Annotated in this window: 11 protein-coding genes, 1 tRNA gene and 1 riboswitch; of the genes, 7 read left to right on the forward strand and 5 right to left on the reverse strand. The window is 69.4% G+C overall.

Annotated features, from left to right (window positions below):
- Window positions 1-382: 382 nt before the first annotated feature.
- The 3 genes from ACSNOA_RS02010 (at window position 383) to ACSNOA_RS02020 (ending at window position 2,953) form a co-directional block, all read left to right on the forward strand.
- Window positions 383-682, forward strand: a complete 300-nt coding sequence (locus tag ACSNOA_RS02010; RefSeq protein WP_436655609.1) for a hypothetical protein — start codon at window positions 383-385, stop codon at window positions 680-682.
- Entirely contained in the window at window positions 658-1,830 is a 1,173-nt protein-coding gene (locus tag ACSNOA_RS02015; RefSeq protein ID WP_436655611.1) for a tyrosine-type recombinase/integrase, read from the forward strand. Before ACSNOA_RS02010 ends, ACSNOA_RS02015 begins: the two co-directional genes overlap by 25 nt.
- A gap of 655 nt (window positions 1,831-2,485) precedes the next feature.
- A complete protein-coding gene (locus ACSNOA_RS02020; RefSeq protein WP_436655613.1) occupies window positions 2,486-2,953 on the forward strand; it encodes a hypothetical protein in 468 nt (155 codons plus the stop codon).
- Window positions 2,954-3,111: 158 nt separating this feature from the next.
- Here the strand turns inward: ACSNOA_RS02020 and ACSNOA_RS02025 are convergent, their stop codons facing one another.
- Entirely contained in the window at window positions 3,112-3,723 is a 612-nt protein-coding gene (locus ACSNOA_RS02025; RefSeq protein ID WP_436655615.1) for a GrpB family protein, read from the reverse strand.
- Between the two features lie 95 nt (window positions 3,724-3,818).
- Here ACSNOA_RS02025 and ACSNOA_RS02030 point away from each other — a divergent pair, with 95 nt between their 5' ends.
- Window positions 3,819-4,433 (forward strand): tyrosine-type recombinase/integrase, encoded by a 615-nt coding sequence (locus tag ACSNOA_RS02030; RefSeq protein WP_436655616.1) that lies wholly within the window; start codon window positions 3,819-3,821, stop codon window positions 4,431-4,433.
- 89 nt (window positions 4,434-4,522) lie between these two features.
- Here ACSNOA_RS02030 and ACSNOA_RS02035 read toward each other — a convergent pair.
- Window positions 4,523-4,596, reverse strand: a tRNA-Gly gene (locus ACSNOA_RS02035).
- 285 nt (window positions 4,597-4,881) lie between these two features.
- On the opposite strand from ACSNOA_RS02035, the gene ACSNOA_RS02040 reads away from it, so the two are divergent.
- Window positions 4,882-5,862, forward strand: coding sequence for a zinc metalloprotease (locus ACSNOA_RS02040; RefSeq protein ID WP_436655617.1), 981 nt, complete (start codon window positions 4,882-4,884; stop codon window positions 5,860-5,862).
- A gap of 76 nt (window positions 5,863-5,938) precedes the next feature.
- Here ACSNOA_RS02040 and ACSNOA_RS02045 read toward each other — a convergent pair whose 3' ends face one another.
- Window positions 5,939-6,490, reverse strand: coding sequence for a pyridoxamine 5'-phosphate oxidase family protein (locus ACSNOA_RS02045; RefSeq protein WP_436655618.1), 552 nt, complete (start codon window positions 6,488-6,490; stop codon window positions 5,939-5,941).
- Between the two features lie 78 nt (window positions 6,491-6,568).
- Between ACSNOA_RS02045 and dcd the strand changes: the two genes are divergently transcribed.
- Window positions 6,569-7,147, forward strand: coding sequence for a dCTP deaminase (gene dcd, locus ACSNOA_RS02050; protein WP_436655619.1), 579 nt, complete (start codon window positions 6,569-6,571; stop codon window positions 7,145-7,147).
- Window positions 7,148-7,205: 58 nt separating this feature from the next.
- On the opposite strand, the gene ACSNOA_RS02055 is transcribed toward dcd, so the two are convergent.
- Window positions 7,206-8,246 carry an NlpC/P60 family protein gene (locus tag ACSNOA_RS02055; protein ID WP_436655620.1) on the reverse strand — a complete coding sequence of 347 codons (1,041 nt, stop codon included), beginning with the start codon at window positions 8,244-8,246 and terminating at the stop codon, window positions 7,206-7,208.
- Between the two features lie 12 nt (window positions 8,247-8,258).
- Window positions 8,259-8,393, reverse strand: a riboswitch (cyclic di-AMP (ydaO/yuaA leader).
- Between the two features lie 244 nt (window positions 8,394-8,637).
- Between ACSNOA_RS02055 and ACSNOA_RS02060 the strand changes: the two genes are divergently transcribed.
- Window positions 8,638-10,659, forward strand: a complete 2,022-nt coding sequence (locus ACSNOA_RS02060) for an N-acetylmuramoyl-L-alanine amidase (RefSeq protein WP_436655621.1) — start codon at window positions 8,638-8,640, stop codon at window positions 10,657-10,659.
- A gap of 64 nt (window positions 10,660-10,723) precedes the next feature.
- On the opposite strand, the gene ACSNOA_RS02065 is transcribed toward ACSNOA_RS02060, so the two are convergent.
- The gene (locus tag ACSNOA_RS02065; protein ID WP_436655622.1) at window positions 10,724-11,722 is read right to left on the reverse strand and encodes an NlpC/P60 family protein; all 999 of its coding nucleotides are present in this window, start codon (window positions 11,720-11,722) and stop codon (window positions 10,724-10,726) included.
- Window positions 11,723-11,783 lie beyond the last annotated feature (61 nt).

Genomic DNA, 11,783 nt, shown 5'->3' on the forward strand with positions numbered 1-11,783 from the left:
CACTAATGGGACTAAACCAACGAGCTCTGTAGCGGATCTCCTCGTCGGGCAGTCGTCAGACCATCCAGCCTCCCCGCAAGGGGACAAGGTGGAGCGCCTCACCAGCCGAACGACCTTGGCCCCGTGCGGGGAGGCTGGTAGCCCTTGTGGTGCCCGGCGAGGTTAGCCGCGGCGGCATCTCTGAGGAGGGCCGGGGTTCGGGGCAGAGCCCCGAGGTCTTCAAGCTCCTGCAGCTCGTAAACGTGGCCGGCCGGCCCGGCCGATGCCGGCCGAAGGTCGCCAGCAGGCCGGGGCCGGGCCGGCGCGGCCCGCTTTGCGGGCCGCCTTGATCGACCAGCGGCCAAACCTGCGGCCCCGAACGATCCACCTGTACGGCTGGCTGTTGAACAAGCACCTCGTGCCGTACCTGGGCGGGGTCGAGCTGGGCCGGCTGGACACGCCGATGGTCCGCGACTGGCGGGCGAAACTGCTCGGCAACGGTGTCTCGGAGAGCATGGCGGCCAAGGCGTACCGGCTGCTGCGCGCAGTGCTGATGACGGCGGTCAAGGAAGACGAGATCCTGAGCCGGAACCCGTGCCGGATCCCCGGGGCCGACCAGGAGAAATCAGCGAAGCGGCCGGTGCTCACGCTCGCCCAGGTCTTCAAGCTGGCCGAGATGTGCCGCCCCGGTACCGCGCCCTAGTCCTGGTCACCACCTTCGGCTGCCTGCGCTGGGGTGAGGTCGCCGCGCTGCAACGGCAGGACATCGACACAGCAGCCGGCACCATCCGGGTACGGCAGGCGTACACCGAACTCCGCGGGGTCGGCTTGGTGCTCGGTCCGCCGAAGTCCCGGGCCGGCCGCCGCACAGTCAGTCTGCCGCCGGCTGTCGTCGAGGTGGTCCGCGACCACCTGGCCGCCGAGGTCGACGACAACCTGGATGCGTTCGTGTTCACGACGGAAAGCGGGCGCCCGATCTGGCGCGGCAACCTGAACAAGCTCATCAGCTGGAAGGCCAACGTTGCGCGGATCGGGCAGCCGGACCTGCACTTCCACGACCTGCGGCATACGGGCAACACGCTGGCGGCCCGTACCGGGGCGAGCACCCGGGACCTGATGGCCCGGATGGGACACGACTCGACGCAGGCCGCGCTGATCTACCAGCACGCCACGGCGGAAGCTGACCGGGCCATCGCCCAGGCGCTGCACGATGCAGTGCGTGCGGACCAGAAAAAGGCCAAGAAGACGACTGGCGGCGGCAAGGACAAGGGCGGCAAGAAGTCCGTGGCAAGAAGGGCAAGAAGCGCTCGGCCGACCGGGACGAAGCCAGCGGCGAGCAGGGCTAATGGCACGCCAATGGCACGCAGGATGATCCTTGACCTTCAAGCATCGAAGGCCCTGGCTGGGGCTGTCGTCCTGGCCAGGGCCTTGATCGTGGAGCGGGTGACGGGAATCGATCCCGCACTGTCAGCTTGGGAATTGGACAAGATCGGATCGTCGTGCTGGGTAGCCGCTGGTCGGTCCGGTCCTGGGCGGCCTGGCTTGGCCTCTTGTGGCACCCGCTTGTGGCCCGTGGATGGCCCGGCGCTCCTGGCTGTCGCCGCTCTGCCCCCGTCCCCCGATAGGTGCCGGATCCTCGGCTCTCGGACGGGGTCAAGGGTGGCCGCAGGCCATCGGCGTAGCCGACGCGAAGCGCCCTTGACGCCGGCCGAGAGGCGGGGAGAGTTGAGCACCGGGGGACGGGACACGGCTCCTTGCCTGGTTGCGTCGCGCCGGGTCGACTCGACTATCAGCCGTGGTGCTGTCATGATCCCCGTCATGACGGACACACGAAAGGATCATGCCGCGTAGGCGGCCATCGCAGCTTCGCCCTGGTCCTCAGTCTCCCCCAAGGGCGCGCCACTCATCCCTGCCTGGCCTATCGGGAAAAGGGCTCGCCGCGCTCGCGCGGTTGGAGCGAACCCGGCTATGGCCTCGCGCGGCGGAAGAGGCCCTTGAGGAGTGGGCCGCGTTCGTCCAAAGTCCGTACCACCGGCTATACGACCCGAGGTACGAGGGCTGCGGCTACTGGGGCTGTTGCACGGATCCGGCGCGCGTTCGCGCCGTACTAGACGTGGTGGCGCATGCGCTGCCCACCCGCGATGCGCGGGTGTTTCGCAAGCTCGTCGCCGATCTGGATGAACTCTGGTGATCCCGCGCTGCCTGATGCGGCCGGCCGGCCCGGCCGATGCCGGCCGGAGGTCGCCAGCAGGCCGGAGCCGGCCGGCGCGGCCCGCTTGCGGGCCGCCTTGATCCTTAAGAGGTCAATTCGGCAACGCGACGCGGTCGAGCCTGTCCCTCCGTCGACTGACGTGCCACGCACTCTCCTGCCGCACTCCGTGCGCCGACTGTGGCGGATCAGTTGGCGGACTCCTGTCAGGCAGCAGCACGCCTAACCGCGGCTCGCGAGGCGAGATTAGGCATCGGCCGGAAGTAGTCATGGTCCCTCGGGTCGATACCATGAGCCATGGACGTCGACGTGTTTCGCTGCCGACCGCTCCACCGTCTCGCCGAACTACCGGCCGTCCCCTGGTTGAGCATTCACGTGCTGCTCTACCTTGGCGTGGGCGTCACGGGCTTTGTTCTATGGGATCTCCCGCCCGACAGGAACCTCGCCGAAGCTCTCGTTCTGATGATCCTCGGGGTCGTGTTCGTGCTACTCAGCCCTGGGGGGGCGTTGTTGGGTGTCGCGGCCGCCTTCTGTCTGGGAGTGCTGCGCCTGCTGTCCGAGGTTCGCTGGTACTGGTTCAGGTTGGCCGCGATCCTGCTCTTCGCCGTGCCGTTTCCTCTGCTCTTGCTCAGCGTCTATGGTCCAGAGACGGCGCTGCTCGTGGCTGCCATCCAATTGGCGGCGGCGCTCCTCATTGTTCAGCCCCGGAAGAGACCAGGCGGATGGGCGGACCGGGAACCTGCCATGGAGGACCATCGTTGGTAGCAGGATCCGGTCCAGCGGATGGCATTGAGCCGTTCCGGGGTTACCGCCCGGCGTCGCCGGTAATCGCCCTCACGTACGCTCCCGGCCTCTAGTCCGACGCGCTCATCTCGGCATGAGCGCGCGGATCGCGGCAGATCACCGCACTGTATCGAGTGTGATCATGCGGGGCCTACCTCGCCGGTTACTGCGAAGATGCGCGCGAGGATGGCATCGATGACGTCGTTCTTCGCTAGGCTGTAGTCGCTGGGATGATGCGCGGTGTCCCGTGCAAGGCGCCGCTTGGTCGAGGCGTACAGCTCCCGATCTTCGGGATGCGAGCGCAGCCAGTCGCGAAAGAGCCGGTGCCGTACCGGCTCAGGAGCGGTCTGCGGCCAAACGTGCAGATTGATGTCCTCCGTGGAGCTGACGAGCATGCGGTGTCCGTGCCACCACGGCTCTCGAAGAATGAGCCGGTACCCGATCCTTTCGAGGGTGGGGATGTAGCGGGACTCATCCGCGGTGTCCGCGATGATGAGATCGATATCGATGGTCGGCTTGGCGGCCAGGCCCGGCACCGATGTGGATCCGACATGTTCGACATCGATGATCAGGTCACCCAGAGCGTTGTGGAGCGTGGAGTTGGCAGCGGCGAATCGGTCCGCCCAGGCCGGGTCGTAGTCCTCGATGACGATGGACTTCCAACTCCTTGGCGGTTCGCCCACGAGAGCGGTAGCCATCTGCTCGGGGCTGCCGTGGAAGCGCTGCGTGACTTCCGGCGGATACTCGGTCAACTCAACCTCCGTAAGAATCAAAGTCGGCCAGACTATGACATCGGAAATTGCTGCACTGAACCCGCCTGCCCATCCGCTCTTCGGCATGTGAGTTGATGGACGAGCGGTACTGCGCCCTGGTCCTGGTGACCACGTTCGCCTGCCTGCGGTGGGGCGAGGTATCCGCGCTGCAACGGCAGGACGTTGACGCCGACGCCGGGGCGATCCGGGTTCGGCAGACGTTCACAGAGGTGCGCGGCGTCGGGATGGTTCTGGGTCCGCCGAAGTCGCGTGCTGGTCGGCGTGCCGTGTCGGTGCCGGCGGCGATCCTGCCGGCCCTGCGTGAGCACCTGGCGGCGTTCGTCGACGACAACCCGGAAGCGCTGGTCTTCACGACGCCTTCCGGCCGGCCGATTTGGCGCGGCAACCTGAACAAGGTCATCGGGTGGTCGACGGCGGTCGGCAAGCTCGGCGTTCCGGGTCTGCATTTCCATGACCTGCGGCACACGGGTAACACGATCGCGGCGCGGACGGGCGCGAGCACCCGGGAACTGATGGCCCGAATGGGTCACGACTCGGCGCAAGCGGCCATGATTTACCAGCACGCCACCTCGGAGGCGGATCGGGCCATCGCCCAGGCGGTGAGCGACGCGGTGAAGGCCGAACGCAAGAAGGCCAAGAAGGCGTCGGCCGGCTCCTCACCCAAGGGCAAGGGCAAGAAGCGTGGCTAGTGGCCCGTGGATGGCCCGCCGGGCGCTGTTGGCCGCAGCAACATCGAAGGCCCTGGCGGGGACTGTCGTCCTGGCCAGGGCCTTTCGGTTGGAGCGGGTGACGGGAATCGAACCCGCACTGTCAGCTTGGGAAGCTGATGTTCTGCCATTGAACTACACCCGCAGGCGGGACCACTGTACCCGAGTCACCAGCCTGGTGCACCCAGGTACCCCCCGTAGCCGGGCTTGATCCACACCAGGTCGCCGATGTGGCGGTATCCGGCGGTTCGGGACACCGCCAGATCGGCGATGTGGAGTGGATCAAGCCCGCGCCCCCGGCGAAGAGAAACTTTCACCACAGCAACCTATGGGCGTTCTCAAATCTTTCGATCGGTTGTAACGTCTGCCACACGTTTCACGACCACGGCGTGACACACCCCCTGTCGCGCTGCGAGAAAGAGGTAAGCCAATGGGGCTTCGTCCCAACCTGCTGACCCGGCGCACCGCCGGCGTCGCGTCGACGACCCTCGCGCTGCTGCTCAGCACCGCTGCGGTGGGCGTCGTGCCGGCGGCCTCGGCCTTCTCCGCCGCCCCGGGTGGCAGCTGCGCCGAGCCGGCGGACGTCCACGCGGATGCCCGGGTCAAGGCGGGTGGCGCCGCCAAGCACGAACCCAACGAGCTGAACGCCGCACAGGTGAAGGAGCGCGAGGCCGACCTGGCCGCGGCGCTGCGTGAGCGGGCCAACCGCCGTGCGGACGCCGTCGCCCCGCTGGCCAGCGTCACCATCCCGGTGGTCGTGCACGTGGTCCAGGAGAACAGCACGCGAGCCGGGGGCAACATCCCGGACTCGATGATCACCAACCAGATCTCGGTGCTGAATCAGGCCTACAGCGGCGGGACCGGTGGCGCGGCCACGGCCTTCGCCTTCCAGCTCACGAAGATCAACCGAGTGACGAACCCGGCCTGGTACCCGATCATCGAGGGTTCCTCGGCCGAGCGCACCATGAAGTCGACGCTCCGCGAGGGCGGCAAGAACACCCTGAACCTCTACCTGGGTGACGTGACCCCGGGCCTGCTCGGCTGGGCGACCTTCCCAGAGCGACGGCTGAACAGCATGGACGGCGTGGTGGTGCTCAACGAGTCGCTGCCGGGCGGCAGCGAGGCCAACTACAACCAGGGCGACACCGCCACCCACGAGGTCGGCCACTGGCTGAACCTTTACCACACCTTCCAGGGCGGTTGCTCGAACTCGGGCGACGGTGTCGGGGACACCCCGGCCGAGGCGACTCCGGCGTACGAGTGCCCGACCGGACGGGACACCTGCGCGGCCGCCGGCCTGGACCCGATCACGAACTTCATGGACTACAGCTACGACTCGTGCATGTACCAGTTCACGCCGGGGCAGGCGAGCCGCATGCTGACCGCGTGGAACGCCTATCGGGCCGCGTAGCGCCCACACGTACCACCGGTGCCGGCCCCGTGGCGAGGGGGCCGGCACCGGTGTCTCTCCTCCCCAGGAGCGTCTTTCAGGCGGCCGAGCGGTGCGCGTCGCGGCGACCGCGGCGGGCCGGCCGGGACCGCGGGACGACCGGCGTCGGATCGGCGGCACGCGGGTCGAGCCAGACCTGCACGGCGGGGCGGCCCCGCTCCTCGCCGGGCCCGCCGGCGCTGCCCGAGTCGCGCCGGGCCAGCATGGCCACGTCGACCGTGAACTCGAACAACCGCCAGTCGACCTGCGGCGCGGCCCCGGCGCACGCCGCCAACCGGGCCACCCGCGCCTGGTCGGTGACCGGGCGGGCGTGGCCGGCCACGTACGCCTCGTCGTCGCTCTCCTCCGGCGGGAAGGAGTGCAGCGCGTAGCGCCCGTCCCGTTCCAGGTCACGCCGCTTGGGCGAGTCGATGATGAAGCAGAAGAGCCCCTCGTCGGTGATCACCGGCGAGACCGGGTGCACCCGGGGGCCACCGTCGGCGCGGACCGTGGCCAGGTAGCCGAAGCCCGGGCCGTACTGCTGCATGAGAACGCGGATCCCGTCGGCGAGCCGGGGCTCGTCAGCGGCGAATTCGGACCAGGAAGCCATGCCGGCATTCTATCGAACAAATGTACGAGAGGCGACGGCGACGCGCAGGTCACGCAGGAGCCTCGCTATGGTGGTGCGATGCTGCTCTCCGACCGCGACCTGGTCTCCGAGATCAAGGCCGGCACGCTCGGGCTGGAGCCGTTCGAGCCCACCCTGGTGCAACCGTCGAGCATCGACGTCCGTCTCGACCGCCTCTTCCGGGTGTTCAACAACCACCTCTACACGCACATCGATCCGGCCGTGCAGCAGGACGACCTGACCTCCGTGGTCGAGGTGCCCGACGGCGAGCCGTTCGTGCTGCACCCGGGCGAGTTCGTGCTGGCCTCCACGCTCGAGGTGATCTCGCTGGGCGACCAGCTCGCCGGTCGGCTGGAGGGGAAGTCCAGCCTGGGGCGGCTCGGGCTGCTCACCCACTCGACGGCCGGCTTCATCGACCCCGGCTTCTCCGGCCACGTGACGCTGGAGCTGTCGAACGTGGCCAACCTGCCGATCACGCTCTGGCCGGGGATGAAGATCGGCCAGCTCTGCATCTTCCGACTCTCGTCGCCGGCCGAGCACCCGTACGGGTCGGCCGTCTACGGCTCGCGCTACCAGGGGCAGCGCGGCCCGACCCCGAGCCGGTCCTGGCAGAACTGGCGCACCTGGCCAACCCGCTGACCACCACGAAAGAGGGCCCGCTCCGAAGTCGGAGCGGGCCCTCTTTCGCGTACGTCGGTCAGCCCGGCCGGCCGTAGCTGTGGATCGGCCCGTCGTCGACCTTCTTCATCTTGACCGGCTGGCCCGCCTGCGAGGCGTGCACCACCCAGCCGCCACCCACGTACATGCCGACGTGGTGGATGTCGCTGTAGTAGAAGACGAGGTCGCCCGGTCGCAGCTCGCCGCGGCTCACGTCCTTGGTCACCCGGCTCTGCTGCGCCGCGTTGTGCGGCAGGGACACCCCGGCCTTCTTCCAGGCGGCGAGCATGAGCCCCGAGCAGTCGTACGAGTTGGGGCCCTCGGCGCCCCAGACGTACGGCTTGCCGATCTGGGCGCAGGCGAACTTGACCGCCACACCGGCGGCCCCACCCGGGTAGGTGGCCGGGCAGGGCGCCGGGCGCAGTGGCCCGCCGCCGCCGTTGCCGTACACCTTGATCCGCAGCTTCTGGAGCCGGTCGATCTCGGCGTTGATCTGCTTCTTCTTGGCCGCCAGCTGCGCCTCGGTGACGGCGAGCCGCGAGACCATCTCGTCCAGCGGGGCCTTCTGCCGGGCCAGCTCGTCCCGCAGCTCGACCACCTGCTGGACGTCCTGCTGCTGGTTGTGGGCGAACCGGTCGAGCATCTCGAGCTGGCCGACCACCTCGCCGGGGGTCCGGCTGCCGAGCACGGCGTTGACGGTGGAGACCGTCTCACCCTTGTACGCCCGGACGGCCAGCGCGCTGACCTTGTCCATGGCCTCGTCGACCCGCCGCTGCAGCGGCTTGATCCGGGCGGCCAGCGCGTCGGCCTCCCGGCGCTTGGCGGCCAGGTCCTGACGCGTGGCGTTGTGCTTCTCGATGACGGGTTCGAGCTTGTTCCAGTCCTCGTCGATCTGGCGCTCGATCTCGGCGACCGACGGGTCGGCGTGTGCCGCGGTGGCGCCGCCGGTCAGGACGACGGCGACGCCGATCAGGGCGGCGAGGGCGGTGGTGAAACGGGACCAGCGTGAACGCGGCGCAACCGTCGTCGGGCCGGCGGGAGCCGGCCGTCCGGACGGAGGCCGCGGGGCATGGTGGGCCACCGGGCTCCGTACTCCTTCTTCCCTACCGCCTACCGGGTTAGCTGACGGGTTCGGGCGGGAAGGGTTCGCCCTACCGCAGTGACTGCGGATTCACCCCGGAAACCTGGGTCCCCGGCTCGCTCGTGAGCGACTCGGCGGTGTCGGACCGTTACCGCCCGGGTTGGGCGGACCTGCTGCCGGCCGACGATTGACCAGAGTAGAGAGGGCCGTTATCCATCCGCAACCCGTCGGGCCGTGACACTCCGTACCGAAGAGCGGAGCGGACGCCTACCGAAGGTTTTCTTCCAAACATGCCGAGAGATGGAAAGGTATTGACCGCGCGGGGGCGGCGGGGCGAAGGTGACCACATCCTCACCCGTCCGATCCGGGGGTATCCATGCATCGATCAGCCATGTCGAGGAGCAGGCGAGCCCTGCTCGCCGCCGCGGTGGCCGCCGCGGTGGCCGTGCCGCTCACCGGCGGTCCCGCCGGCGCCGCGCCGCTCACCGCCGGTCCCGGCGCAGCGACCGGGGACCGCCAGCAGCAGTACGCCGGCGCGGCCGCCGAGTACGGCGTGCCGGAGAGCGTCCTGCTCGGCGTCTCCTACCTGGAGTCCAGGTGGGACACCCACGCCGGCACACCCAGCACGAGCGGCGGCTACGGTCCGCTGCACCTCACCGACGCCGCCCACGTCGCGAGCCTGCCCGGCAGCGGGCACGTCGACGCCGGCGAGGACCCTCGCGGTGACGAGTCCCGGCCGCTGACCCTGGCCGCACCGGCCGCGTCGAGGGCGAGCGCCCTGCCGAACGCGGCGCTCCGAACGCTCCAGGCCGCCGCCACGCTCACCGGCGCCTCCCCCGACGTGCTGCGCAGCGACCCGGCCGCCAACATCCGCGGTGGCGCCGCGCTGCTGGCCGCGTACCAGAAGGAACTGGGCGGCCCGGTCGGCGCCGGCACCGACCCCGGCGCCTGGTACGGCGCGGTGGCCCGCTACTCGGGCGCGGACGCCGAGGACACCGCGGCGGCTTTCGCCGACGAGGTGTACGCCCAGATCCGGGCCGGCGCCAGCCGGCAGACCGACGACGGCCAGCAGGTCACCCTCGCGGCCCGCGCGGTCACCCCGAAGCAGGACGCGCTGCACCGCCTCGGGCTGCGCCGGACGGAGCGGCCGGACGGGCTGGAGTGCCCCGTCGGGCTCGGCTGCGAGTGGGTTCCGGCCCCGTACGAGAAGTACGGCCCCGGCGCCGGCGACTACGGCAACCACGACCTCGCCAACCGGCCGGCCCAGCAGAAGATCGAGTACATCGTCATCCACGACACCGAGGAGTACTACGACCGCAGCGTCGACCTCGTGAAGCAGGCCGACTACCTGGGCTGGCACTACACGCTGCGGTCGGCCGACGGCCACGTGGCCCAGCACATCAAGACCAAGGACGTCGGCTGGCAGGCCGGCAACTGGTACGTCAACACGAAGTCGGTCGGCATCGAGCACGAGGGCTTCGCGGGCCTCGGCACCTGGTACACCGAGGCGATGTACCGGTCCTCGGCCAAGCTCGTCGGGTACCTGGCGCACAAGTTGAACATCCCGCTGGACCGGCAGCACATCATCGGCCACGACAACGTTCCCGGCACGATCGCGGCCAACGTCGAGGGCATGCACTGGGACACGGGCCCGTACTGGGACTGGTCGCACTACTTCGACCTGCTCAAGGCCCCGTTCCGGACCACCGGCACGAAGCGGACCGGTCTCGTCACCATCGACCCGGACTTCGCCGCCAACCGGCCGGCGTTCTACGGCTGCAACCAGCAGCCGCCGGACCTGCCCGACCCGGTGCCGCCGGCCGAGCCCTGCCCCCTGCGCGGCTCCTCGGCCGTGATCCTGCACAGCGCGCCCAGCGAGGACGCGCCGCTGGTCAACGACCGCGGCCTCCGCCCCGACGGCTCGCCCGACACCATGTACATCTCCGACCACGGCGCCCGCGCCTCGGCCGGGCAGACGTACGCGGTCGCCGAGGTGCGCGGCGACTGGACGGCGATCTGGTACCTCGGCCAGAAGGCGTGGTTCCACAACCCGGCCTCCGCCCCCACCGCGAAGTGGGCCACCGGTCTCGTGGTCACGCCGAAGCCGGGCCGCGCGACGATCCCGGTCTACGGTCGGGCGTACCCGGAGCAGGACGCGTACCCGGCCGGCGTGCCGTACCAGACGATCTCGCCGTTGCAGTACACGTTCGCGGCCGGCCAGCGGTACGCGGTGGGCGGCATCCTGCCCAGCGAGTACTACCAGGCCAGCACCTTCGACGGCTCGTCACCCGGCGACTGGACCGTCATTCGGGGCGACCTGAAGTACGTGCAGGTGCAGTTCGGTCACCGGATCATGTACGTGAACCTCGACGACGTGCTGGTGCTGCCGTCCCCGATCGGGGCGCCCCGGTAGCCGCAGCCGGAAACGCGAGGGCCCCCGGTCGGTCGACCGGGGGCCCTCGTCGTACGCGGTGGGATCAGCTGGGCCGGCGGAAGCCGGCGACCGGCATGTAGTTGATGCTCGCCACCTGGACCGGTTTGCCGGCCCGTGGCGCGTGCACCATCTTGTCGTTGCCGAGGTAGAGGCCGACATGGTGCAGGTCGCTGAAGAAGAAGACCAGGTCACCGGGGCGCGCCTCGGAGCGGGGGATGGACTTGCCCTCGTTCCACTGCGCACCCGTGAAGTGGGTGAGGGAGATGCCCGCGGCCTTGTAGGCGTACTGGGTGAGACCGGAGCAGTCGAACGAGTTCGGACCGGTGGCACCCCAGACGTACGGCTTCCCGATCTTGCCGCAGGCGGTCCGGATGGCGGTGCGGGCCGCCGCGCTGACCACACCGCTGATGGTCGGGCACCCTTCCGTCTTGACCGTGGTCACCGGCAGCAGCTTCTCCAGCCGCTTGATCTCGGCGTCGATCTTCTTCTTCTTCGCCGCCAGGTCGTTCTGCTGCTTGGTCTGCGTCGCGATCAGCGCGTCGAGCCGCTGCTTCTCACCGTCGTACTTGGCCCGGACCTTGAGCACACCCTCGACCTCCTTGTGCTCCTGCTTCGCCAGGCGGTCGAGGATGGTGAGCTGCTCGGTGAGGGTGTCCGGCTTGGCGCTGACCAGCAGCGCGCCGATCTCCTGCGAAGGGCCCTCGATGTAGTAGCGGGAGGCGAGGTCGCCGACCCGGCTCATCGCCAGCTCGCTCTGCAGAGCCAACGGCTCGATCTTCTTCCGCAGGTCGTCGGACTTCTTGCGGTTGACCTTCAGCTGCGCCCGCACCTTGTTGTACTGCTCGATCGTGGGTTCCAGCTGCTCCCACTGCTTGTCGATCTGCGCCTCGATCTCCTCGACCGAGGGCGCGGCGTGCGCCGGCGCGGCGAGCATGCCGGCACCGACGGCCGCGGCGGCGACCAGGGTGAGCAGGCGGTGGGCGACCCGGCGCAGGCCACCCGGACGAGCGGACCGTCCCGGTGCGTGACGATGGGGGGGCATGGTTGCCACCGGCACCGACTCCTTTTGCGACCGACCGCCGGGCGCCTCGCGGAGGGGAAGC

The sequence above is a fragment of the Micromonospora sp. URMC 103 genome (assembly GCF_051386435.1).
Taxonomy (GTDB): domain Bacteria; phylum Actinomycetota; class Actinomycetes; order Mycobacteriales; family Micromonosporaceae; genus Micromonospora.

Excerpts from the sequence above, each read along its gene's own strand:
- ACSNOA_RS02020 (WP_436655613.1), top strand. The coding sequence starts at position 2,486 with ATGGACGTCGACGTGTTTCGCTGCCGACCGCTCCACCGTCTCGCCGAA.
- ACSNOA_RS02060 (WP_436655621.1), top strand. The coding sequence starts at position 8,638 with ATGTCGAGGAGCAGGCGAGCCCTGCTCGCCGCCGCGGTGGCCGCCGCG.
- ACSNOA_RS02030 (WP_436655616.1), top strand. The coding sequence starts at position 3,819 with ATGGACGAGCGGTACTGCGCCCTGGTCCTGGTGACCACGTTCGCCTGC.
- dcd (WP_436655619.1), top strand. The coding sequence starts at position 6,569 with ATGCTGCTCTCCGACCGCGACCTGGTCTCCGAGATCAAGGCCGGCACG.
- ACSNOA_RS02045 (WP_436655618.1), bottom strand. The coding sequence starts at position 6,490 with ATGGCTTCCTGGTCCGAATTCGCCGCTGACGAGCCCCGGCTCGCCGAC.
- ACSNOA_RS02065 (WP_436655622.1), bottom strand. The coding sequence starts at position 11,722 with ATGCCCCCCCATCGTCACGCACCGGGACGGTCCGCTCGTCCGGGTGGC.
- ACSNOA_RS02040 (WP_436655617.1), top strand. The coding sequence starts at position 4,882 with ATGGGGCTTCGTCCCAACCTGCTGACCCGGCGCACCGCCGGCGTCGCG.